The 23,685-nt window shown below is 61.8% G+C and carries 22 protein-coding genes; 13 read left to right on the top strand and 9 right to left on the bottom strand.

Annotated features, from left to right (window positions below; genetic code table 11):
- The first annotated feature begins 109 nt into the window (after nt 1-109).
- The 6 genes from H097_RS22010 to H097_RS21985 are packed head-to-tail and all read left to right on the top strand — an operon-like array spanning nt 110 to nt 6,777.
- Nucleotides 110-802, top strand: a complete 693-nt coding sequence (locus tag H097_RS22010; protein ID WP_032862621.1) for an RDD family protein — start codon at nt 110-112, stop codon at nt 800-802.
- Nucleotides 799-1,779, top strand: coding sequence for a stage II sporulation protein M (locus H097_RS22005; RefSeq protein WP_032862470.1), 981 nt, complete (start codon nt 799-801; stop codon nt 1,777-1,779). The genes H097_RS22010 and H097_RS22005 overlap by 4 nt, the downstream gene beginning before the upstream one ends.
- The gene (locus H097_RS22000; RefSeq protein ID WP_032862469.1) at nt 1,766-3,295 is read left to right on the top strand and encodes a DUF4129 domain-containing protein; all 1,530 of its coding nucleotides are present in this window, start codon (nt 1,766-1,768) and stop codon (nt 3,293-3,295) included. Before H097_RS22005 ends, H097_RS22000 begins: the two co-directional genes overlap by 14 nt.
- Nucleotides 3,292-4,449, top strand: a complete 1,158-nt coding sequence (locus H097_RS21995; RefSeq protein ID WP_032862468.1) for a DUF4350 domain-containing protein — start codon at nt 3,292-3,294, stop codon at nt 4,447-4,449. Before H097_RS22000 ends, H097_RS21995 begins: the two co-directional genes overlap by 4 nt.
- Nucleotides 4,446-5,438: a MoxR family ATPase gene (locus H097_RS21990; protein WP_032862467.1), complete on the top strand. Its 993-nt coding sequence runs from the start codon at nt 4,446-4,448 to the stop codon at nt 5,436-5,438. The genes H097_RS21995 and H097_RS21990 overlap by 4 nt, the downstream gene beginning before the upstream one ends.
- 7 nt (nt 5,439-5,445) lie before the next feature.
- Nucleotides 5,446-6,777 carry a DUF58 domain-containing protein gene (locus H097_RS21985; RefSeq protein ID WP_032862466.1) on the top strand — a complete coding sequence of 444 codons (1,332 nt, stop codon included), beginning with the start codon at nt 5,446-5,448 and terminating at the stop codon, nt 6,775-6,777.
- Nucleotides 6,778-6,790: 13 nt separating this feature from the next.
- On the opposite strand, the gene H097_RS21980 is transcribed toward H097_RS21985, so the two are convergent.
- Both H097_RS21980 and H097_RS21975 read right to left on the bottom strand, forming a co-directional pair.
- The gene (locus H097_RS21980) at nt 6,791-7,150 is read right to left on the bottom strand and encodes a PilZ domain-containing protein (RefSeq protein WP_032862620.1); all 360 of its coding nucleotides are present in this window, start codon (nt 7,148-7,150) and stop codon (nt 6,791-6,793) included.
- A gap of 218 nt (nt 7,151-7,368) precedes the next feature.
- Nucleotides 7,369-7,743: a hypothetical protein gene (locus H097_RS21975; protein WP_032862465.1), complete on the bottom strand. Its 375-nt coding sequence runs from the start codon at nt 7,741-7,743 to the stop codon at nt 7,369-7,371.
- 176 nt (nt 7,744-7,919) lie between these two features.
- Between H097_RS21975 and pyk the strand changes: the two genes are divergently transcribed.
- The gene (gene pyk / locus H097_RS21970; protein WP_032862464.1) at nt 7,920-9,371 is read left to right on the top strand and encodes a pyruvate kinase; all 1,452 of its coding nucleotides are present in this window, start codon (nt 7,920-7,922) and stop codon (nt 9,369-9,371) included.
- A 159-nt stretch (nt 9,372-9,530) separates the two neighbouring features.
- Here pyk and H097_RS21965 read toward each other — a convergent pair whose 3' ends face one another.
- Complete coding sequence (locus H097_RS21965; protein ID WP_032862463.1) at nt 9,531-10,280, bottom strand: enoyl-CoA hydratase; 750 nt, start codon at nt 10,278-10,280, stop codon at nt 9,531-9,533.
- 28 nt (nt 10,281-10,308) lie between these two features.
- Nucleotides 10,309-11,241, bottom strand: coding sequence for an iron-sulfur-binding ferredoxin reductase (locus H097_RS21960; protein WP_032862462.1), 933 nt, complete (start codon nt 11,239-11,241; stop codon nt 10,309-10,311).
- Nucleotides 11,242-11,539: 298 nt separating this feature from the next.
- On the opposite strand from H097_RS21960, the gene H097_RS21950 reads away from it, so the two are divergent.
- From H097_RS21950 to H097_RS21935, 4 genes are all read left to right on the top strand, one after another.
- Nucleotides 11,540-13,063 (top strand): fumarate hydratase, encoded by a 1,524-nt coding sequence (locus tag H097_RS21950; RefSeq protein ID WP_032862460.1) that lies wholly within the window; start codon nt 11,540-11,542, stop codon nt 13,061-13,063.
- A 260-nt stretch (nt 13,064-13,323) separates the two neighbouring features.
- Nucleotides 13,324-15,090 (top strand): ATP-binding protein, encoded by a 1,767-nt coding sequence (locus H097_RS21945; RefSeq protein ID WP_032862459.1) that lies wholly within the window; start codon nt 13,324-13,326, stop codon nt 15,088-15,090.
- Nucleotides 15,084-16,418, top strand: a complete 1,335-nt coding sequence (locus H097_RS21940) for a sigma-54 dependent transcriptional regulator (protein WP_032862458.1) — start codon at nt 15,084-15,086, stop codon at nt 16,416-16,418. The genes H097_RS21945 and H097_RS21940 overlap by 7 nt, the downstream gene beginning before the upstream one ends.
- A gap of 194 nt (nt 16,419-16,612) precedes the next feature.
- Nucleotides 16,613-17,932 carry an MFS transporter gene (locus H097_RS21935; RefSeq protein WP_032862456.1) on the top strand — a complete coding sequence of 440 codons (1,320 nt, stop codon included), beginning with the start codon at nt 16,613-16,615 and terminating at the stop codon, nt 17,930-17,932.
- 63 nt (nt 17,933-17,995) lie between these two features.
- Here H097_RS21935 and H097_RS21930 read toward each other — a convergent pair whose 3' ends face one another.
- Nucleotides 17,996-18,751 carry a membrane protein gene (locus H097_RS21930; RefSeq protein ID WP_032862455.1) on the bottom strand — a complete coding sequence of 252 codons (756 nt, stop codon included), beginning with the start codon at nt 18,749-18,751 and terminating at the stop codon, nt 17,996-17,998.
- A 186-nt stretch (nt 18,752-18,937) separates the two neighbouring features.
- Between H097_RS21930 and H097_RS21925 the strand changes: the two genes are divergently transcribed.
- Nucleotides 18,938-19,570: a flavin reductase family protein gene (locus H097_RS21925; RefSeq protein ID WP_032862453.1), complete on the top strand. Its 633-nt coding sequence runs from the start codon at nt 18,938-18,940 to the stop codon at nt 19,568-19,570.
- Nucleotides 19,571-19,608: 38 nt separating this feature from the next.
- Here H097_RS21925 and H097_RS21920 read toward each other — a convergent pair whose 3' ends face one another.
- Nucleotides 19,609-19,890, bottom strand: coding sequence for a hypothetical protein (locus H097_RS21920; protein WP_032862452.1), 282 nt, complete (start codon nt 19,888-19,890; stop codon nt 19,609-19,611).
- Between the two features lie 8 nt (nt 19,891-19,898).
- Nucleotides 19,899-20,240: an antibiotic biosynthesis monooxygenase family protein gene (locus H097_RS21915; RefSeq protein ID WP_032862451.1), complete on the bottom strand. Its 342-nt coding sequence runs from the start codon at nt 20,238-20,240 to the stop codon at nt 19,899-19,901.
- A gap of 328 nt (nt 20,241-20,568) precedes the next feature.
- On the opposite strand from H097_RS21915, the gene H097_RS21910 reads away from it, so the two are divergent.
- Nucleotides 20,569-21,498, top strand: coding sequence for an AraC family transcriptional regulator (locus H097_RS21910; protein WP_032862450.1), 930 nt, complete (start codon nt 20,569-20,571; stop codon nt 21,496-21,498).
- Between the two features lie 9 nt (nt 21,499-21,507).
- Here the strand turns inward: H097_RS21910 and H097_RS21905 are convergent, their stop codons facing one another.
- Both H097_RS21905 and H097_RS21900 read right to left on the bottom strand, forming a co-directional pair.
- Nucleotides 21,508-22,962 (bottom strand): ATP-binding protein, encoded by a 1,455-nt coding sequence (locus tag H097_RS21905; RefSeq protein ID WP_032862449.1) that lies wholly within the window; start codon nt 22,960-22,962, stop codon nt 21,508-21,510.
- Nucleotides 22,952-23,683, bottom strand: coding sequence for a response regulator transcription factor (locus H097_RS21900; RefSeq protein ID WP_032862448.1), 732 nt, complete (start codon nt 23,681-23,683; stop codon nt 22,952-22,954). Before H097_RS21900 ends, H097_RS21905 begins: the two co-directional genes overlap by 11 nt.
- Nucleotides 23,684-23,685: the final 2 nt, after the last annotated feature.

Below are 23,685 nucleotides of genomic sequence, written 5' to 3'. Positions count from 1 at the left end.
TTTTCTGGTGTTACTTCCAGCGACGACACTGCTAGCATCGGCCTCTCAACTTGCCGGCCAGCCGATGAGGTTGCCCATGCCCAGCCACGCCGCACTGCCAGGGAACGCAATGCCCACCGCCCCATTGGACACTCGCTACCAGATCGAGACCCCCGAAGGTATCGACCTGCCCTTGCGCCCCGCCGGGCTGATGCCCCGGGCACTGGCATTCGGCTTCGACCTGGGCCTGCGCGGCCTGATCCTCGGCATCCTGTTCATCGCCTTGGCGTTTCTCGGCAACCTGGGCATCGGCCTCGGCTCGATCCTGCTGTTTCTCGTCAGTTGGTGGTACATGGTGCTGTTCGAAGTGCTTAACCAGGGCTGTTCACCGGGCAAGCAGATCATGGGCCTGCGCGTGGTACAGGATGACGGCACGCCCATTGGCTGGTCCGCCTCCTTGATCCGCAACCTGCTGCGCTTTGTCGATATGTTGCCGTTCGGCTACTTCCTCGGCGCCATCAGTTGCCTGCAACATCCCCACTTCAAGCGCCTGGGCGACATTGCGGCCGGGACACTGGTGATTTATCGCGAGCAGCCCCTGGCCCGGCCACACGTGCCCCAGGCCCCGGCATTGCGCCTGCCCTTTGCCCTTGAGCTGAACGAGCAGCGGGCGATCCTGGGTTTTGCCGAGCGCCAGGCCGATCTCTCCGCCGAACGGACCCACGAGCTGGCGGCGATTCTGGCCACGCCCCTGCAGGTTTCCCCCGCACGCGCCGTGGAACAACTCAATGGCGTGGCCCGTGGCCTGCTGGGGCCTTCATGAAACAGAGCCTGTTCGAAACCCGTCACCAGCCGCATTGGCAGGCCTTCGCCACGCAAGTGACACTGCTTGAACAAGGCAAGGCCAAGACCCAGGACCTGACGCACTTCCCCCATGATTACCGACGCCTGTGCCAACACCTGGCGCTGGCGCAGGAGCGCGGCTACAGCAGCTACCTGGTAGACCCACTGCAACAACTGGCCCTGCGCGGCCATCAACAACTGTATCGCCATCGCAGCCAACTCGGCGCCAAGACCCTGAGCTTCCTGCTGGCCGATTTCCCCCGCACGGTTCGCGAACAGTGGCGCTTCGTGCTGGTGGCCTGCCTGCTGTTCTTTGGCAGCCTGATCGGTATTGCGCTGCTGGTCTATCTGTTCCCCGACCTGATCTACGCCATCGTCAGCCCCCAGCAAGTGACCGAGATGCAGGGCATGTACGACCCCGACGCCAGCCGCCTGGGGCGCGCGGCCGAGCGGGCGTCGAGTGAGGATTGGATGATGTTCGGCTACTACGTCATGCACAACATCGGCATCGCCTTCCAGACCTTCGCCGGCGGCTTGCTGTTTGGCCTGGGCAGCGTGTTTTTCCTGTTTTTCAATGGCCTGATGATCGGCGCCATCGCCGGGCACCTGACAGAAATCGGCTACGGGCAAACCTTCTGGTCCTTTGTCATCGGCCATGGTGCCTTTGAACTGACGGCCATCGCCCTGGCCGGCGCGGCTGGCCTGCAATTGGGCTGGGCCTTGATCGCACCGGGTGCGCTGCCCCGGGGTGAAGCCCTGCGGCTGGCCGCCCGTAAAAGCGTGCAAATGATCTGTGGGGTGATTGTATTCCTGCTGATTGCCGCCTTTATAGAAGCCTATTGGTCCTCCACAACCGCCGTGGAGCCTTGGGGGAAATACCTGGTGGGCGCCACGCTCTGGGCGATGGTGATCGCCTATCTGCTGTTCGCCGGCAGGAGTCGTCATGCGCCTGAGTGACGCCAGCGTGGTGATCCGCCCTCGCTCCACATGGGAGGCCATGGACCTGGGGGTATTGCTGGCCCGTGAGCACCGTGTGCTATTGATGAGCAGTTGGGCCTTGGTGAGCCTGCCGATCTTTGCCCTGATCAGCCTTGTACTGTGGGACTACCCGTCTGTAGCCGTGCTGGTGTTCTGGTGGTTGAAACCCGCCTTTGAGCGCCTGCCGCTGTATATCCTGTCCAAGGCGCTATTTGGCGAGACACCCACCCTCAAGCAAGCGCTGCGCCAATGGCCGCGTCTGCTCAAGGGGCAACTGCTGGCCAGCCTGACCTGGAGACGCTTTAGCCTCAGTCGCAGCTTTGTCATGCCCGTGGTGCAACTTGAAGGCCTCGCAGGCCAGGCCCGCCAACAGCGGTTGGGAGTGCTGCAACAACGTAATGCCGGCGCTGCACGCTGGCTGACGCTGATCGGCATACACCTGGAAACAGCCCTGTGGATTGGCTTGATGGCGCTGTTCTACCTCTTCCTGCCACAACAGGTAGAACTGGACTGGGACTGGCAGCAACTGGCGCTGGCCAGCAGCCAGGACTGGCTCTGGCTGGAACACCTGAGCAATGCCTTCTACGCCCTGATTCTGGTGCTCTGGGAGCCAATCTATGTGGCGTGTGGATTCAGCCTCTACCTGAACCGGCGTACCGTGCTTGAAGCCTGGGACCTGGAATTGGTGTTCCGCCGTTTGCGCCAGCGCCTGGGATCGGCAGTGGCCGTCCTGCTGCTGGCTGTCGGCCTGCTGGTGGTCCCGCCAACACCCCACGCCATGGCCGATAAACCCCAGCCCGCGAAACCGTTGAGTACGCCCGCCGCCAGCCAGGCGATCAAGCGCCTGCTGGAACACCCCCCCTTCAAGAACCCAGAGACCGTTACCCGCTACCGTTTTGGCGAGGACAAGACCACCGACAAAGCCAAGCCCACAGGTGATGCACGGCTGCCTGCCTGGCTTGAATCCTTATTCAAAAAGCTCAACAGCGACACATTCAAGTCCCTGGCACTCGTCATGGAGGTGCTGTTGTGGGGCCTGCTGATCGCAGGTATTGGCCTGGTCGCCTGGCGCTATCGCGACTGGTTGCACGCCTTTGTCAGCCGTCGCCGCGCAGCCCGCCCCACGCCGACGCAACCGATGCCGTCACAACTATTCGGCCTGGACATGGGTGTGGAAACCTTGCCCGACGATATCGCCAGTGCCGCCGAGCAACTCTGGGCCACGCAACCCCGTGAAGCCCTTGGCCTGCTGTATCGCGGCCTGCTTAGCCGGCTGCTGCATGACTTCAACCTGCCACTGAAAAACGCCGACACCGAAGGTCAGGTCCTGGAACACGTGCGCCATTTGCAACATCCACAACTGCTGGCGTTCAGCGACGACCTGACCCGGCACTGGCAAAATCTCGCCTATGGCCATCGCGTACCGACGCCCCTGGCCCAACAACAGCTCTGCACCCATTGGCGCAGCTTGTTCAACAGCGAGGCCGCGCAATGAACCGGCTGCTGATCTGGCTCGGGTTGATCCTGGCGTGCCTGCTGACGGCAGGAGGCTTCTACGCCTGGCACAAGGCGATCCCCTATGAGGAAGTCGTCGATCGCGGCCCATCCCCCGAAGCCCAGGCCAATCCCTACCTGGCTGCGGAACATTTCCTCAGCCAGCAAGGCCTGGCCGTCGAGCACGCCCAAAACCTGGAGCGCTTGGCCACCCTGCCCTCCAAAGGCAGCAGCCTGCTGTTGCTCAGCGAGCGCAGTAACATGACCCCACGCCAGGTTGAACAACTGCTGGAGTGGACCAAGGCCGGCGGCCATCTGCTGCTGGTGGCCGAAGCCATCTGGGATGAAGAAACCCAGGACAGCGGCGACCTGCTGCTCGATCGACTGCAGTTGCGCCAGGCCTTCAGCGATGATTTCGACCAGCCGGCTCCCGCTCGCAAGGGCAAGAAACCGGACCTGACACGGCTCTATGTCGATAACGAAACCGCACCGGCGTTTTTCAGTTTCGACACGGACTTCAACCTCATCGACCCCAGGCACCTTGCACAGTTTTCGGCCAACAGCGCCAAGTCCAGCCACCTGATGCAACTCAATCTCGGGCACGGTCGGGTGACCGTGATCACCGACAGCGAGCTGTGGAAAATCCCGGCCATCGGCTTGCACGACAACGCCTGGCTACTGTGGTACCTGACCCAGGGCAGCGATGTCACCCTGCTGTCCAATACTGATGTCGAGAATCTGTTCAGCCTGTTGCTGCGTTATTCCCCCCAGGCCCTGGTGGCACTCGCCGCCTTGATTCTGCTGGGGTTGTGGCGCGCCGGAGTACGCCAAGGGCCCATCCAGGCGCCGGCCCCGAAAGCCCGCCGCCAATTGCTGGAACACCTGAATGCCAGTGCCGACTTCCTGCTGCGCCGCAGCGGGCAAAACAGCCTGCTGCAAGCCTTGCAGCGCGATATCCAGCGCACCGCGCGCCGCCGCCACCCCGGATTCGAGCAACTGGATACCGCCGGACAATGGCAGGCCCTTGAACGCCTGACCCGTCAACCCGCTTCAATTATCAGCCAGGCCCTCGGCCCACTCCCGGCAAAGCGGCTTTCCAGCGCCGACTTCAGCCGCCAGGTGGCCTGCCTGCAAACTCTCAGGAATGCCCTATGAGCGACTCTCCAGTGGACTTATCCAACACCCTCGACACCGGGCGGGCCACCCAGTTGGCCCAAGCGCTGCGCACCGAATTGCGCAAGGCGGTGATTGGCCAGGATGCGGTGATCGATGACGTACTGACTGCGCTGATCGCCGGCGGCCATGTACTGCTCGAAGGCGTTCCCGGCCTGGGCAAGACCTTGCTGGTACGCGCCCTGGCCCGCTGCTTTGACGGCGACTTCGCACGTATCCAGTTCACCCCGGACCTGATGCCCAGCGATGTCACAGGTCATGCCGTGTACGACTTGCACACCGAACAGTTCAAGCTGCGCAAAGGGCCGTTGTTCACCCACCTGCTACTGGCGGACGAGATCAACCGGGCCCCGGCGAAAACCCAGGCCGCCTTGCTCGAAGCCATGCAGGAACGCCAGGTCACCCTTGAGGGCGAAGCCTTGCCTATCGGCCAACCCTTTATGGTGCTGGCCACCCAGAACCCCATCGAGCAGGAAGGCACTTACCCGCTACCTGAGGCCGAACTCGACCGGTTCATGCTCAAGGTGCGCATGGACTACCCGAACGCGCAGCAAGAGCTGGATATGGTGCGTGAAGTGACCCGTTCATCCCGCGCCGACATGCTCGACGTACAGCCTCTGCGCACCGTGCTCCAGGCCAATGATGTGCTGCTGTTACAGCAGGTCGCCAGTGAGCTGGCCCTGGATGAGCAGGTACTCGACTACGCCGTACGCCTGGCCCGCACCACCCGCACCTGGCCCGGCCTGATCCTTGGCGCCGGACCGCGGGCCTCCATCGCCCTGGTCCGTGGTGCCCGCGCCCGCGCCCTGCTGCGCGGTGGCGAATTCGTGACCCCGGACGACATCAAGAGCTGCGCGCTAGCGGTGTTGCGCCATCGGGTACGCATCGCCCCGGAGCTGGATATCGAAGGGCTGGAAGTGGATCAGGTGCTGACCCAACTGCTCGACCAAGTGTCGGCACCCCGCCAGTGACCTGCCCATGAGACCCACTCGCCTGTTGCTGGCCTGGCTCGCGGTGTTGCTGGGTCTGAACATCGCCCTCGGAACGGCCATGGCCCTGCAATTCAAGGTGCCGGTCACCCTGCACTCCGTGGCCTGGGGCCTGCTCCTGGCGCTGTTGTTGCTGACATTGCTCGATGCGGCCCGCCTCAAGCGCCGCCCCTCGCCACGCCTGCGCCGGCAGATGCCGGGCAGCCTGGCTTTGGGGCGCTGGAGCGAGGTGCGGATTACCCTGGAGCATGACTATCCACAGCCGCTGATCCTGAAGGTGTTTGATCACGTACCGGATGGATTGAGCATGCAAAACCTGCCGCAGTTCATCGCCCTGCGCCCCGGTGAGCACAGTGACCTGGGCTACCGCCTGCGACCCTTGAGCCGCGGGCATTTCAGCTTCGAACGCTGTGAGGTGCACCTGCCCAGCCCCCTGGGATTGTGGACAGCAAAACGCCAGGTGCCGGTCAAGGATGCCACACGGGTCTATCCGGATTTTGCCCGCCTGTACGGTGCTCAGTTACTCGCCGTGGATAACTGGCTCAGCCAACTGGGTGTACGCCAGCGCCAGCGTCGCGGCCTGGGCCTGGAGTTTCATCAACTGCGGGAGTTTCGCGAGGGTGACAGCCTGCGCCAGATCGACTGGAAGGCTACCGCACGGCAACGCACGCCGATTGCCCGGGAATACCAGGATGAACGCGACCAGCAGATTGTCTTCATGCTCGATTGCGGCAGGAGGATGCGTAGCCAGGACGGCGAACTGTCGCATTTCGACCACGCCCTCAACGCCTGCCTGCTGCTCAGCTATGTAGCCTTGCGCCAGGGCGATGCCGTGGGCCTGTGTACCTTCGCCAGCGACCAGCCGCGCTACCTGGCGCCGGTCAAGGGCAGTGGCCAATTGAACCAGTTGCTCAACGCGGTATACGACCTGGACACCACCCGACGAGCCGTTGACTACCAGGGCGCGGCCAATCAACTGCTGGCCCGCCAGAAACGCCGGGCGCTGGTGATTGTCGTGACCAACCTGCGTGATGAAGACGACGAGGATCTGCTTACCGCAGTCAAGCGCATCGGTCGCCAGCATCGGGTATTGGTCGCGAGCCTGCGCGAAGAAGTGCTGGATCAAGTGCGCCAGGCCCCCGTGCAAACCCTACCGCAAGCGCTGGCCTACTGTGGCAGTGTCGACTACCTCAATGCCCGGGAAGAACTGCATGACCGCCTGAAAGCGCAGGGCCTGGCGGTGCTGGATGCCCACCCCTCGGACCTGGGAGCCGACCTGGTCACCCGTTACCTGGGTTGGAAAAAAGCCGGCGTGCTATGAAGGGCGTATGGCGCTAGGCCGAAGTCTGCAAGGGGTAAAAACTGAAGTACTGCAACAACGCGACCATCAGTTGCCCGTACTCGGCGGGTGCCTGCAGCAGGATGAACCCCGAATCGTAATGTAGGGGGTTAATATCTTCACGACTCCACAGGCAAGTGGCCGTAAAATCAATGGCATGCATATCCCCCTCAGGTCCGGGGATTTTCAAGCGCAGCTCAAAATCCACGTTGACCATCATGGGTAATTGGCTGATCAGCATCAGCCCTTCACTGGAGATGTTGCCCAAGTAACCGATGGGCTTATCCGTGAAGCGGTTGAATACCTGTAAAAAGCCGGGCAATTGATGCCGCTCAATTCGTCGGTCGGTAAACATGCTGAGATCGCCGTCCAATGGCCATGACTCTGGCCGCTCCTGTAATTCGGGCCGGAGCGCTGCCTGCAACGCCCCGCTCTCCCTGGATCTCGGTACGACATCACGTTAGCTGCGCCGAAACTCGGGTTTATATCTGTTTGACTTGAAAGTTGTACAAACGGACATCCAAAGAATAGCCTAACTCTGGCAAGAGGCCAGCTATGAAATGACAAATGTCATTACAAGGCTGCTGGGCGTGCTCGTGCCGGGCTTGCACCGGGGTAATGCCCCAGTTGTTGCAGCGTGTCCAGGCGTGCGCGAGCGCGGAATGCATATTCGCTCGCCGGGTATTGGCTGATGATGAACTGATAGGTCTGCACCGCGTCCACAAACAACTTCTGCCGCTCCAGGCACTGCCCACGCAGCATCGAGACCTCCGGCTGCACGTAGCGACGGGAGCGGCTTTCACGGTCGACCTGGGACAACTCCAACGTGACCCGTTCGCAGTCGCCTACGTTGTAGGCACGGTAGGCATTGTTCAAATGATGGTCCATCGACCAACGGGTACAGCCGACAACACTGACGGCCAGGGCAGCAATGATCAAAACTCGCATGGGGTGTTCTCCTGTCTTGAGCAGTGTATCGACCCTTGGGCGAAAATCTTCAGGGTTGTTCGTCCCGCTCCTTAGAGTGAAAACAAGCGAATCGATAATAAGTAGTGCAAACGAACAATGACTACAGCCAAAGAGCATAGTAGCCTTCCCCAGCGCTAGAACTCAGGAGTCCGTGCATGTCCGTCCGTCGTACCAAAATCGTCGCCACCCTTGGCCCGGCCAGTAACTCGCCGGAAGTCCTCGAACAGCTGATTCTGGCTGGCCTGGACGTTGCCCGTCTGAACTTCTCCCACGGCACCCCGGACGAGCACAAGGCTCGCGCCAAGCTGGTACGTGACATCGCCGCCAAGCATGGCCGCTTCGTCGCGCTGCTGGGTGACCTGCAAGGTCCGAAGATCCGGATCGCCAAATTCGCCAACAAGCGCATCGAGCTGAAGATCGGTGACAAGTTCACCTTCTCCACCAGCCATCCGCTGACCGAAGGCAACCAGCAAGTCGTGGGTATCGACTACCCGGACCTGGTCAAGGATTGCGGCGTCGGCGACGAACTGCTGCTGGACGATGGCCGAGTGGTCATGCGCGTCGACACCGCCACCGTCACCGAGCTGAACTGCACCGTGATCATCGGCGGCCCGCTGTCCGACCACAAAGGCATCAACCGTCGTGGTGGTGGCTTGACCGCGCCAGCCCTGACTGAAAAAGACAAGGCTGACATCAAGCTCGCCGCCGAAATGGAAGTGGACTACCTCGCCGTGTCCTTCCCACGCGACGCCGCCGACATGGAATACGCCCGCCAACTGCGCGACGAGGCCGGCGGTACCGCCTGGCTGGTGGCGAAGATCGAGCGCGCCGAAGCCGTGGCCGACGACGAAACCCTCGACGGCCTGATCAAGGCATCCGACGCAGTGATGGTTGCCCGTGGCGACCTCGGCGTGGAAATCGGTGATGCTGAGCTGATCGGCATCCAGAAGAAAATCATCCTGCACGCTCGTCGCCACAATAAAGCGGTGATCGTGGCGACCCAGATGATGGAGTCGATGATCCAGAACCCGATGCCGACCCGTGCCGAAGTGTCCGACGTGGCCAACGCCGTGCTCGACTACACCGACGCCGTGATGCTCTCGGCGGAAAGTGCTGCCGGCCCGTACCCGCTGGAAGCGGTCCAGGCCATGGCGCGTATCTGTGTCGGCGCCGAAAAGCACCCGACCAGCAAGACCTCCAGCCACCGCATCGGCAAAGTGTTCGAAAGCTGCGACCAGAGCATCGCCCTGGCCGCCATGTACACCGCCAACCACTTCCCGGGTGTAAAGGCGATCATCGCCTTGACCGAAAGTGGCTACACGCCGTTGATCATGTCGCGTATCCGCTCCTCGATCCCGATCTACGCGTTCTCCCCACACCGCGAAACCCAGGCCCGTGCGGCCATGTTCCGTGGCGTGTACACCGTACCGTTCGACCCGGCGTCCCTGCCGCCTGAGCAAGTCAGCCAGGCTGCCATCGACGAACTGCTCAAGCGTGGCGTGGTGGAGAAAGGCGATTGGGTGATCCTGACCAAAGGTGACAGCTATCACACCATCGGTGGCACCAACGGCATGAAGATCCTGCATGTTGGCGACAAGATGGTCTGAGTGACCGGCTGAAAGCAAAAGCCCTGGCATGTAAGTGCCGGGGCTTTTTGCATTACAGAGCAGGGTGATGGGGTGACTGGGCCGGCTCCATCGCGGGCAAGCCCGCACACACTTGAAATGCATTCCCATGTGGGAGCGGGCTTGCTCGCGAAAGCGTCATCAGCGCCTGGCAATAAACCCCGACAACGCCGCAATCGCCTCCGGCGACCTCAACCGCTGGGTAAACAGCGCGCCCTCCTCCTCGATCACCTGGCGCAACTGCTCGCGATCAACGCTCTTCATCAACTGTTTGCTGATCTGCACCGCGCCCGGCGCCAGGCTCTCGAAACGCTCGGCCACCTCCCGCGCCTTGGCCAGCGCGGCTTCGCCACTGTCCAGCGCTTGTGTGGCAATGCCCCACTGCGCTGCTTGCTCGCCGCTGAATCCTTCGCCCAGCAGCAACAGTTCGGCAGCCTTCGCATGCCCAAGCAAACGCGGCAGGATCAGGCTGGAGCCAAACTCCGGGCACAGCCCCAGGTTGACGAACGGCATGCGCAACCGGGCATCGCGGCTGACATACACCAGGTCGCAATGCAGCAACAGCGTCGTGCCAATGCCCACCGCAGCACCGGCCACGCCAGCGATCACCGGTTTGCGGCAATTAAGCAGGCTTTTCATGAAGAGGAACGGTGGGCTGTCCAGGTCCGTGGGCGGTTGTTGCAAGAAGTCGCCAATGTCGTTGCCGGCGGTAAAACACTCGCTGCTGCCCTGGATCAGTACCGCATTGACCGTGTTATCAGCATCAGCCTGCTCCAACGCCTCGGCCAACTGATGGTACATGGCGCGGGTCAGGGCGTTTTTCTTGTCGGGGCGATTGAGCTGCAGAATCAGCAGCCCACGGTCACGTTGCAGCACAATGGCATCGGTCATGGTGAGTCTCGCAGATTGGAATCAGCGCTCAACCACGGGGCAGGAACACATCGGCCAGCAGTTGATTACGCGGCAGGCCCGCCAGGAACAGGCGCTTGGAAAAGGCCTCGACACTGTCGGGATGCCCGCAGAGTAAGGCCAGGGTTTGCCGGGAAACAAGCCGCAGTTGCGCCAAAGCACCGGCCAACTGCGCCGCTGTCCACAGCTCGACGGTGAGGTTGTCATGGCTGGCGGCAAGCTGGGCCAGGGGTTCGGCCAGATAATGCGCGCCCGTATCATGAGCCAGGTGAATCACGCGGATGGCGCCCTGGTGATCCTGGCGCAAGGCTTCGCGCAACACGCCCCACAAGGGGGCCAGGCCGGTGCCGGATGCCAGCAGCCACAGCGGCCGGAATTGCCAGTCCGGATCGTAGTGCAACGCCCCGCCGCGCAGTTCGCCCAGGCGCAGTTGATCACCGGCCTGTAGCTGCCGAGCAAGATCACTGAACTCGCCGGGCAAGCGGCAATCAAGGTGGAACTCCAGGAACGGATCGTCCTGGGGCAGGCTGGCCAGGGAATATGGCCGCGCCACCGTACCCGCCCACAACACCAGGTGCTGGCCGGCCCGATAACGCAGCCCACGCTCCGGTTGCAGACGCAGGCGCAGCACCGTCGGGCTCAACCAGTCCGCGCTCAGTACCGTTGCCGCTGCACCATCGCGCAAGGGGTCAAAGGCTTCAACCTGCACGTCACCCGTGACCTGGCACTGGCAGGCCAGGCGCCAACCGGCCTGGCGTTGTGCCGGGCTCAAGGCATCGGGCTGCTTGTCCTCGACCTCACCCTGGCACCGCACCAGGCAAGCGTGACAACTTCCGGCGCGGCAACTGTAGGGAACTGCCACGCCCGCCTGGTTCAAGGCATCCAGCAGATTGCTGCCGGTGGAAACCGACCAGTGGCGTGCGCCGACGTGCAGTTCAGGCATAAAACTCTTCAACTGTAGGAGCGAGCTTGCTCGCGAATGTCGCTAACGATAGCGCGGGCTGCCTGACGAAACCCACCAGATTCACGTTTTTCGCGAGCAAGCTCGCTCCTACAGCTAAATCGAGCCAGCCATTCGTGACCATCGTCGGGTGTATCGGCCACCGCGCCGGGTTATACTGCCGCGCCTTTTTAGCGTCGCGCCTGCACCACTTGGCGTGCCTTGGAAAGGTGGCTTCAGCCGACCGATGCAACACTGAAGCCACCTTTATTGAATGTTCCCTTATAGAGGAGCGCGACTCATGACCGTGATCAAGCAAGACGACCTGATTCAGAGCGTTGCCGACGCCCTGCAATTCATTTCCTACTACCACCCCGTTGACTTCATCCAGGCGATGCACGAGGCCTATCTGCGCGAAGAATCGCCGGCAGCCCGTGACTCCATGGCCCAGATCCTGATCAACTCGCGCATGTGTGCCACCGGCCACCGCCCGATCTGCCAGGACACCGGGATCGTCACCGTGTTCGTCCGTGTCGGCATGGACGTGCGCTGGGATGGCGCCACCATGAGCCTGGACGACATGATCAACGAAGGCGTGCGTCGCGCCTACAACCTGCCGGAAAACGTCCTGCGGGCCTCGATCCTCGCCGACCCGGCAGGTAGCAGGAAGAACACCAAGGACAACACCCCTGCGGTGATCCACTACTCCATCGTCCCGGGTAACACCGTGGAAGTGGACGTGGCGGCCAAGGGTGGCGGTTCCGAGAACAAGTCGAAAATGGCCATGCTCAACCCGTCCGACTCGATCGTCGACTGGGTGCTCAAGACCGTTCCGACCATGGGCGCCGGCTGGTGCCCACCGGGCATGCTCGGCATCGGCATCGGCGGCACCGCCGAGAAAGCCGCAGTGATGGCCAAGGAAGTGTTGATGGAATCCATCGACATTCACGAGCTGAAAAAGCGCGGCCCGTCCAACCGTATCGAAGAGATGCGCCTGGAGCTGTTCGAGAAGGTCAACCAACTGGGCATCGGTGCCCAGGGCCTGGGTGGCCTGACCACCGTGCTCGACGTGAAGATCATGGACTACCCGACCCACGCCGCCTCCCTGCCGGTGTGCATGATCCCCAACTGCGCAGCCACCCGTCACACGCACTTTGTGCTCGACGGTTCCGGCCCGGTTGCCCAGGAAGCGCCACCTCTGGACGCCTACCCGGAAATCGTCTGGGAAGCCGGCCCGTCGGCGCGTCGGGTCAACCTCGACACCCTGACCCCGGAAGATGTGCAGAGCTGGAAACCGGGCGAAACCGTGCTGCTCAACGGCAAGATGCTCACCGGTCGCGACGCAGCGCACAAGCGCATGGTCGAGATGCTGAACAAGGGCGAAACCCTGCCGGTCGACCTCAAGGGTCGTTTCATCTACTACGTCGGCCCGGTCGATCCGGTGCGCGAAGAAGTGGTTGGCCCGGCTGGCCCGACCACTGCTACGCGGATGGACAAGTTCACCCGCCAGATCCTTGAACAGACTGGCCTGCTGGGCATGATCGGCAAATCCGAGCGTGGCCCGACCGCCATCGAAGCAATCAAGGACCACAAGGCCGTGTACCTGATGGCCGTCGGCGGCGCGGCTTACCTGGTGGCGCAAGCCATCAAGAAGTCGCGTGTGGTGGCGTTCGCCGAACTGGGCATGGAAGCGATCTACGAGTTCGACGTCAAAGACATGCCGGTGACTGTTGCAGTCGACAGCAACGGTGAGTCGGTACACATCACAGGTCCTGCCATCTGGCAGCAAAAGATCAGTGAGAGCCTGGCGGTAGAAGTGCAGTAAGCACCTCCCAGCAAGGATAAAAGGCGACTGTGGCTCCATGCCGCAGTCGCCTTTTTTGTGGTCGCTGCAAACGCAGTCATGTGGGAGCGGGCTTGCTCGCGAAAGCGCTGAATCAGGCGCTGGATGCGTTGAATGACACACTGCTTTCGCGAGCAAGCCCTCTCCCACACAAGCCCAGCTGTCACACCAGCCCGTTCGCCACAAGATCCAAGCGGCACATGTTATGGTGCTCGCCCCCTACTGCAGCTGCTCATTCTCGTATGATCGCGATCCCTCGCCCATTGCGTCTGACCTTCTACTCCCTGCTGATTATTGCCGGTGCCGTCCTGGCGGCCAGCGTGGCCATCCGCCAGGCCGAACGCCAGTCACTGGTGGACGATGCCGGGCGCGCGAACCAGCAGTTGGCACTGTATGCCAACTCCTTGCACACCCTGATCGAACGTTACCGCGCCCTGCCCGCCGTGCTGGCCCTGGATTCGGAAATGATCCGCGCCTTGAAAGGCCCACTGGATCCGGCGACCCAGGACGTGCTCAACCACAAGCTGGAACGTATCAACGGCGCCGCGCAGTCTTCGACCCTGGAATTGATGGACCGTACCGGGCTAGCCGTGGCTGCCAGTAACTGGCGCCTGCCCAGCAGCTATGTCGGCCACAACTATGCGTTTCGCCCCTACTTCAGCCAGACCCGCAGCCAGGGCACCGGGCGTTTTTATGCGGTGGGGGTGACCACCGGGATCCCGGGGTATTTCCTTTCCAGCGCGGTAGTGGATGAGCAGGAGCAGTTCATTGGCGCCATGGTGGTCAAGCTGGAGTTCCCGGAACTGGAACGCGAGTGGGCCCAGGGCGATGACCTGCTGCTGGTCAGTGATGCACGGGGCATTGTATTTATCGCCAATAAACCCGGATGGCGTTACCGCAACCTGCGCCCGCTGTCGGCCAACGATCTGGCTGAGCTCAAGGCCACGCGCCAATACGACAAGAAACAACTGCTGCCCCTGGACACTCAGACCTTGCAGCGCTTCGACGAAAACAGTCACCTGGTGCGTGTGGCCGGCCCCGCAGGCAACGCCAACTACATCTGGGAATCCCTGCCCCTCAAAGCCGAAGGCTGGACCCTGCACTTACTGCGCAAACCCCAGGTCGCCTTTGAAGATCAGCGTAATGCTGGGCTCGCCGCCGCCGGCCTGTGGCTGGCACTGGTGTTCCTGCTGTTGTTCCTGACCCAACGCTGGCGCCTGGCCCGTTTGCGCCAGCGCAGCCGCGAAGAACTGGAGCGCCTGGTGGAAGAGCGCACCCAGGCCTTGCGCACCGCCCAGGATGGCCTGGTGCAATCGGCCAAGCTGGCAGCACTGGGACAGATGTCTGCGGCCCTGGCCCATGAAATCAACCAGCCACTGACTGCCCAGCGCATGCAACTGGCCACCTTGCGCCTGCTGCTCGATCACGGGCGCATCGATGACGCTTACCAGGCGCTGACGCCCCTGGACGATATGCTCACCCGCATGGCAGGCCTCACTGGCCACCTCAAGACCTTCGCCCGCAAAAGCCCCAGCGGCCTGCGCGAACGCCTGGACCTGGCGACCGTGGTCGACCAGTCCCTGCATTTGCTCGACGCCCGCCTGCGCGACGAAGCCATCAGCATCGTGCTCGACCTGACCCGCCCGGCCTGGGTGCGTGGTGATGCCATTCGCCTCGAACAAGTGCTGATCAACCTGTTGCGCAATGCCCTCGATGCCATGGCCAACGCGCCGCACAAACGCCTGGAAATCCGCCTGCATGCCGATCAACAACTGTGGCACTTGAGTGTGAGCGACAGCGGCGGCGGCATTGCCGAGGAACACCTGAATAATGTGTTCGACCCGTTCTTCACCACCAAACCGGTGGGTGACGGCCTCGGGCTCGGGTTGGCGGTGTCCTACGCTATCGTGCATGAACTGGGGGGACGCTTGAGTGCTGCCAACCACGGCGACGGCGCCGTCTTCACCCTGACCCTGCCCATTGCGCTGGAGGCGCCGGACCTATGCTGAACGCGGTGATCGTGGTTGATGACGAGGCCAGCATCCGCACGGCCGTCGAACAGTGGCTGAGCCTCTCTGGTTTTGAGGTGCAACTGTTCAGCCGTGCCGAGGACTGCCTGGCTCACCTGCCCAGGGATTTCCCCGGGGTGATTCTCAGTGACGTGCGCATGCCGGGCCTCAGTGGCCTGGAGCTGCTGGCCGAGGTGCAACGACGCGATGCCGACCTGCCGGTGATCCTGCTGACCGGTCATGGCGACGTCCCCATGGCCGTCGAAGCCATGCGCGACGGCGCCTACGATTTCCTCGAAAAGCCCTTCAGCCCCGACGCCCTGCTCGCCGGCCTGCGCCGAGCCCTGGACAAGCGCGGCCTGATCCTGGAAAACCGCCGCCTGCACCAACAGGCCGATCATCGGGCCAAGCTCGAATCGAGCCTGCTGGGGGTGTCCCGCAGCCTGCAAACGTTGCGACGCCAAGTCCTGGATTTGGCGGCCTTGCCGGTCAACGTGCTGATCCGTGGCGAAACCGGCAGCGGCAAGGAGTTGGTCGCCCGTTGCCTGCACGACTTCGGCCCCCGGGCGAAGAAGCCGTTTGTCGCCCTCAACTGTGCGGCGATCCCCGAGCAACTGTTTGAAGCCGAACTGTTTGGCCATGAAAGCGGCGCCTTCACCGGCGCCCAGGGCAAGCGCATCGGCAAACTGGAGTACGCCGACGGCGGCACGCTGTTTCTCGACGAGATCGAAAGCATGCCCCTGGCCCAGCAGGTCAAGCTGCTGCGGGTGCTGCAGGAGCAGAAACTCGAACGCCTGGGCTCCAACCAGAGCATCAAGGTGGACCTGCGCATCATCGCCGCGACCAAGCCCGACCTGCTGGACGAAGCCCGCGCCGGCCGCTTTCGTGAAGACCTGGCTTATCGCCTGACCGTTGCGCAATTGCGCCTGCCGCCGTTGCGCGAGCGCCGCGAAGACATTCCGCTACTGTTCGAACACTTCACCCAGAGCGCCGCCGAGCGCCTGGGCCGGGATGCCGCGCCACTCAGCGGGCCGCAACTGGGGCGGCTGCTGAGCCATGACTGGCCGGGCAACGTGCGCGAGTTGGCCAACGTTGCCGAACGCCAGGTGCTGGGCCTGGGTGAACCGGAGCCGGAAGGTATCGAGGCAGGGCAATCCCTGGCCGCGCAGCAGGAAGCGTTCGAGGCCCACTGCCTGAAAGCCGCATTGACCCGGCATAAAGGCGATATCAAGGCCGTGCTGGCCGAGCTGCAACTGCCACGGCGCACCTTCAATGAAAAGATGCAGCGGCATGGGCTAACCCGGGAGATGTTTCTTGCGATGGATTGAGGGGGCTCATGAGGACAACCGCCATAAGCGGATTTCCGCTCACCACCAAAAAATCATCAGCGGCTTTCCGCTCAAAAAAATTCCTACACCCTTCTAGAACGGGCCTTCAGCCAATTGGCACAGCTCCTGCTATAGCCCCAACCAGGCTGCGCTGACGCGCGCTCCACAAAAACAATGACATGAAGGATCCTTCAATGGATAACTCCAATTCCCTGCCTCTGGGGTCGGCTGCCGTGCCGGCAAAAGAACGCACTACCTCCAGCCGGATCAAGTCGATCTTCAGCGGATCGGTCGGCAACATGGTCGAGTGGTACGACTGGTACGTCTACGCCGCCTTCTCGCTGTACTTCGCCAAAGCCTTCTTCCCCAAAGGCGACACCACTGCCCAACTGCTCAACACCGCCGCGATCTTCGCCGTGGGCTTTTTGATGCGCCCGATTGGCGGCTGGTTGATGGGCCTCTACGCTGACAAAGTCGGGCGTAAAAAGGCCTTGATGGCCTCGGTCTACCTAATGTGCTTCGGCTCATTGCTGATTGCCCTGAGCCCTGGCTATGAAGTCATCGGCATCGGCGCGCCGATCCTGCTGGTATTTGCCCGTTTGCTGCAGGGCCTGTCGGTCGGCGGCGAATACGGCACCTCAGCCACTTACCTCAGCGAGATGGCGACCAAAGAACGTCGTGGTTTCTACTCCAGCTTCCAGTACGTGACCCTGATCTCCGGCCAGCTCATCGCCCTCGGCGTGCTGATCGTGCTGCAACAAACCCTGACAACCGAACAACTGTACGCCTGGGGCTGGCGTATCCCGTTCGCCATTGGCGCCCTGTGTGCGGTCGTAGCGCTGTACCTGCGACGCGGCATGGAAGAAACCGAATCGTTCACCAAGAAGGAAAAAGCCAAGGAAAGCGCCATGCGCACCTTGATGCGCCACCCCAAGGAACTGATGACCGTGGTCGGCCTGACCATGGGCGGCACCCTGGCCTTCTACACCTACACCACCTACATGCAGAAGTACCTGGTGAACACCGTCGGCATGAGCATTTCCGACTCCACCACCATTTCTGCAGCCACACTGTTCCTGTTCATGTGCCTGCAACCGATCGTCGGCGGCCTGTCGGACAAGATCGGTCGCCGGCCGATCCTGATCGCCTTCGGTATCCTCGGGACGCTATTCACCGTACCGATCCTCACCACCCTGCACACCGTGCAGACCTGGTGGGGCGCGTTCTTCCTGATCATGGCGGCGCTGATCATCGTCAGCGGCTACACCTCGATCAATGCCGTGGTGAAGGCCGAACTGTTCCCTACCGAAATCCGCGCACTGGGTGTAGGCCTGCCTTACGCGCTGACTGTGTCGATCTTCGGCGGTACCGCTGAATACATCGCCCTGTGGTTCAAGAGTATCGGCATGGAAACCGGCTACTACTGGTATGTGACGGCGTGTATTGCCGTGTCGTTGCTGGTCTACATCACCATGAAAGACACCCGCAAGCACTCGCGGATTACCACGGACTGACCGTTCGCCTGGTGTAAAAAAGGGGCCATGTCAGCCAATGACATGGCCCCTTTTTTCATCGTGTCAGGAAAGCTCTGCCACCGGCTGGCGGCTATCCCTGCGCTGTACATACCAGGCGCCGGCGATCATCACCAGCAGCACCGCCGCCAACACCGCCGACGAGCCAACGGTGCCAAAGTCCAGGCCGCCCTTTTCATGGGGTTTGGTCAGGAAGTCCCCAAGGGTCGCACCAAAGGGACGGGTCAGTACAAACGCGACCCAGAACAACACCACCGACGAAACCGTCGTGCAGTACTTGAGCGCCACCACCAGCAGGATGCTCGCGCCGATCAACATGGCGCCCCCGGCAAAGCCCAGCCCCGAGTCATCGGCAAGGAAATCCCCCAGCGCCGTGCCCAAGGTGTTGGAGAGCAGGATGGCGACCCAGTAAAACAGCTCGCCACGCGGGGTCTGGACCTTGTTCACGTTCAACGAATCGCCGCTCAAGTGCCAGAGGGCAAAGATCATCAGCAACAGCACAATCAGGATCATCGAACCAGAAGCGTACCCAAGGCCCAGGGTACGATCCATAAAGTCAGACATTGTGGTGCCCGCCGTGCTCGTCGACAGGATTACGATCCAGTACAGCACCGGGTTGTAGGTTTTCGACCACAACTGTGTCAGCAAGGTGATCAGGAACACACTGAGCAGGATCATCGAACTGATCGCATACCCGACGTTCAGGGTCATCGACAACAAGTCCCCAGCGGTTTCGCCCAGGGTGGTCGCACAGATTTTCATGACCCAGAACGCCAGGGTGATCTGAGGAAGTTTGTTCATTGTGCAGAAGGCTCCAGAGTTCAGTCTCGAAAGGCCGACTCATGGGGGGGTATCGACCTGGCGTGCAGACTGGCCGTGCAGCTGTGAAAAATAGGTGGGCGATGAATGAAAATTCCATACGGTCTGTGGAAATCCTGCCCTTGGGGTTGCACTATTGCGCTTTTCCCCGCAACAGGAACACCGGCCATGCCTGACGACATCCACTTCTACGAACCCGCCAACGGCCACGGCCTGCCCCACGACCCGTTCAATGCCATCGTCGGCCCACGGCCGATTGGCTGGATTTCGTCCCAGGACAACGAAGGCCGCCTGAACCTGGCGCCCTACAGTTTTTTCAACGCATTCAACTACATTCCACCGATCATTGGTTTTTCCAGCGTCGGGCGCAAAGACAGCCTGAAGAATATCGAACAGACCGGCGAATTTGTCTGGAACCTGGCCACGCGCCCACTGGCCGAGCAGATGAACCAGAGCTGCGCTGCCGTTTCACCTGAGGTCAACGAGTTTGAACTGGCCGGGCTGACGCCGGTGGCGTCCAAGGTGATTGCCGTACCACGGGTGGGCGAGAGCCCGGTGTCGTTCGAGTGCAAGGTCACGCAGATCATTCAACTGCAACGGGCCGACAAGGAACTGGTACCTAGCTGGCTGGTGCTCGGCGAAGTGGTCGCGGTGCATATCGCCAAGTGGTTGCTCAAGGACGGGGTGTACGACACCGCTGCTGCCGAGCCGATTTTACGCGGTGGCGGCCCGGCGGATTACTTCCAACTGGGCCCGCAAGCGCTGTTCAAGATGTACCGCCCAGGCGCCACCAAACCCTGACTGAAATGCAATCAAAACTGTGGGAGCGGTGGTGTGCTTTAGTTGGTTGCGGTCGCCCAGGCCAACTGGCCCTCTTCATCGATATCGATCAAGCGCTCCAATTGCTGGGCCGCCGCATCATCGGCGTCATCGGCAGTCTTGAACAGTTGGCCATCAAGGATCTTGTGAAAGCGCGGTGCGCTCATGCCATCCAGTGCCTTGACGGCAATGGCGGCGCTATAGCCACCCTGGTCTTCGCGCACGAGGGCGGAAACAGCTTCGTGGTGGGCAAACTCTTTACGTGCCATGTTGCAGGTCCTGGCCAATGGAAAGTCGGCCATTCTAAACCCTAACCGGCCAATTGCAGGTACTCGCCGTAGGCATCCAGGGCAGACGCGTCGGTGAAGGTCCGGAAGTCCATGCTGCGCACGACCCTGTCGTTCAACAACTCGGTAAACAACATCAGGGCCGGCGAGCTGAAGTAGGCACTCATGGCTTGCTCGCTGCTCCAGAAACCTGAAACCAGCCATACGTCGGGGTCAATCTGGGAATGCTGCAACGAGAACTGCAGGCAACCCTGAGCCTGGCGGCCCGGTTCGATCAAACTGCTCAAGCGTGCACCCAGTTCGGTGCTGCACCCGCTACAGGCGCGGATAAAGGCCATATGGCTCGCGGGAATGGGGGTGGACATGTTCGACTCTCCCGTTGAGAAGTGATGCTCGGCAAGCACTGTGAGGGCGTGTTGCCACAGGATCAAAGATACGGGCGCGGGTGCGGGCAGAGTTAGTCGATTCCTGCTGGCTTATTGCACAATCCTGCCAGAGGCGTAGATAGACAGTTCGGCCCCAGGCTTTACTCAGAGTCCATACGCCTTGTTTCAGGCAGATGACAGGCCGTGTTGCTTGCCTGATTCAAGAGACGCCGCAGGATCAGGCAAGGATTATGCAGAATCGACATAACGCGATTGCAACTGCCACCGCTAAGCTAAGCCCATCCAAGAAGCATGCAGAGGACGCCCCATGCCGTCGCCCGAACACCCGCCCATTCCCCTCGATGCCGAAATGGAGAAGCAGCGCGCCGAACTGGCCGGCATCGTGCACCGGCATACCTGGGAAGACGGTTCCTACGGCACGGCGATCACCTCGCTGTACCTCAACCGCCACAACACACCGCGCGACTTCATGCCGGTGCTGGTGGAACCCGCCCTGTGCATCCTCGCCAACGGTAGCAAGGAAGTGCGCCTGGCCGATGAAATCTTTGCCTATGACCCGCTCAACTACCTGGTGTTCTCGGTCGCGATGCCGGTGGCCGGGCGGATCATCGATGCCACGCCCGAAGATCCCAACCTGTCGGTGCGGATCAATATCGACCCGGCGCAACTGACTGCCTTGATTGCCGAAGCCGGCCCGATGGGGGTGCCCACGCGCCCGACATCCCGTGGGATGTATGTCGACCAGATCGACACCCAACTGCTCGACGCCGTACTGCGCCTGGCGCGTTTGCTGGATACGCCCAAAGACATTGCGATGCTGGCGCCATTGATCAACCGCGAAATTCTCTACCGTTTGCTGCGTGGGCCCCAGGGTTATCGGCTGTATGAAATCGCCGTGGCCAACAGTCAGAGCCACCGGGTCAGCCGTGCGATCACCTGGTTGAACAGCAACTACGAGCAGCCGCTGCGCATCGATGACTTGGCCAGGGAAGTGAATCTCAGCGTGTCGACCCTGCATCACCGCTTCAAGGCCATCACCGCCATGAGCCCGTTGCAGTACCAGAAGCAGCTGCGTTTGCAGGAAGCACGGCGGCTGATGATCGCCGAGGGCCTGGAAGCCTCGGCGGCCGGTTATCGGGTGGGGTATGAAAGCCCATCGCAGTTCAGCCGGGAATACAGCCGCCTGTTTGGCGCGCCGCCGCTTAGAGATTTAGCCAGACTGCGCCAAAGCATCTGACCCACCGCTTCAATCGGGTGTGCGGGGCAACTGCAAGGTCACCCGTAGGCCACCTTCGCGCAAATTCTGCAGGCTGACTTCGCCGCCATGGCTGTGGGCGATGTTGCGCGCAATCCCCAACCCCAAGCCATAGCCCTGCTGCTGCCCGGCCAGGCGAAAGTGCGGTTCAAAGACCTGTTCCAGGCGCTGCTCCGGCACCCCCGGTCCTTCGTCATCCACATGCAGGATGAACTGCGCGCCATCGTCTTCGATATGCAGATGGGCGTTCTGCCCATACTTCAAGGCGTTGTCGATCAGGTTGCCAATGCAGCGCTTGAGCGCCAGCGGCTTGCCCGAATAGGCCGTCAGCGCCCGACCATGCTGGGTCACCCGCCCATTGCCATTGGGCGCCAGGTACGGCTCCACCAGGCAGTCGAGCACATGATTGAGGTCCACCGGCTCGATGTTCTCGTGGATATCGGTGTCCTTGACGCACTGCAACGCACCTTTGACCAGCAGTTCCAGCTCGTCCAGGTCACGGCCGAACTTGGCTTGCAGCTTCTCGTCCTCCAACAACTCCACACGCAAGCGCAGCCGTGTGATCGGGGTGCGCAGGTCGTGGGAAATCGCACTGAACAACTGGCTGCGCTCGGTCAGGTAGCGGCTGATCCGTTCGCGCATGGCATTGAACGCACGGCCCACTTCCACCACTTCGCTGCCGCCGCCTTCGGCCACCGGCTCCACGTCGGCCCCCAGGGACAGGTCCCGCGCCGCGCGTGCCAAACGCTTGAGCGGGCGGCTTTGCCAATGCACCAGCAACCCGATAAACAGCAGCAGAAACCCGCTGGTCAGCACGATAAACCACACTTGCTGGGACGGCAGGCCTTGCTCTTCAAGGCTGGTGTAAGGCTCGGGCAAGAGCGATGCGATGTACAACCACTCGCCAGCCGCCAACTGGATCTGCGTGACCAGCACCGGTGGATTGACCGGTTCCAGGGTCAACGCGTAATGCGCCCAGGAACGTGGCAGCTCATCGAGTTTCAAGCCGGCATTGAAGATGCGCAGGTCTTCGGCGCTGACAAACTCCACCGAAAAATGCACGTTGCTGCCCAGGGTCTGGCGCAAGACTTCATCCACGGCACCGAGCACCGCAAGCTTGCGTGGCGTTTGCGGCAGCACTTCCATATCCAGCGGCTTGTCATTGAGCGTCACCACAAAACGCGTGCCGCCCATGCTGCGCAATTGGTCCAGCACCAGCGGCCGATAAGCCACTGGCAACGAGCGGAAATAACTGACGCTGGCAGTCATCGAATGCGCCAGGCTACGGGCACTGGTGACCAGGCCTTCAAGCTGGGTGGCGCGCAACTGCGACACCCAGATCACACTGGACAAGGCCTGGGCAAACAGCACGGCCAACAGGGTCAGCAGCAGCATGCGCCCCAATAATGAACGCGGGACCGGAATGCGCCGGCGTTCAGTGGGCATTGCTGGCAACCACACTGGCCGCCAGTTGGTAACCGCTGCCACGCACGGTGCGGATCAGCCGTGGAGGTTTCTCGGTATCGCGAAGGCGTTGGCGCAGACGGCTGACAGCCATATCGACAATCCGGTCCAGAGGCATCAGGTCGCGGCCTCGGGTGGCGTTGCCAATGGTGTCGCGATCAAGGATTTGCTGCGGATGATCGAGGAACAGCTTGAGCAGGGCAAAATCGGCCCCGGAGAGGATGACTTCCTCGCCGTCGAGGTGGAACAGCCGGTGGCTGATCATGTCCAGCCGCCACTCATCGAATACCAGCACATCACCACCGCTGCGCTCCTGGCCAAACTGGCAGCGCCGCAGCAATGCCTTGATCCTGGCCTGCAACTCACGCGGGCTGAAGGGCTTGCCAATGTAATCGTCGGCGCCCAGTTCCAGGCCGATCACTCGGTCGGCTTCATCGGAACTGGCGGTCAGCATGATGATCGGCACCTGGGCCTGGCGCGGGTGTTGGCGCACCCAGCGGCAGAGGCTGAAACCATCTTCGTCCGGCAGCATCACGTCGAGGATCACCAGGTCGCACGGTGCCTCGTCCATGGCCTGGCGAAACCCTGCGCCATTGGACACACCCCGCACCTGGAAGCCGGCGCGACTGAGGTAGGTTTGCAGCAACTCGCGGATTTCCTCATCGTCGTCGACGAGGAGAATGGATTTACTGATTACGCTCACGG

This window comes from Pseudomonas sp. FH4, from assembly GCF_000510915.2.
GTDB lineage: Bacteria > Pseudomonadota > Gammaproteobacteria > Pseudomonadales > Pseudomonadaceae > Aquipseudomonas > Aquipseudomonas brenneri.
This window is presented reverse-complemented; position numbering and strand designations above follow the sequence as displayed.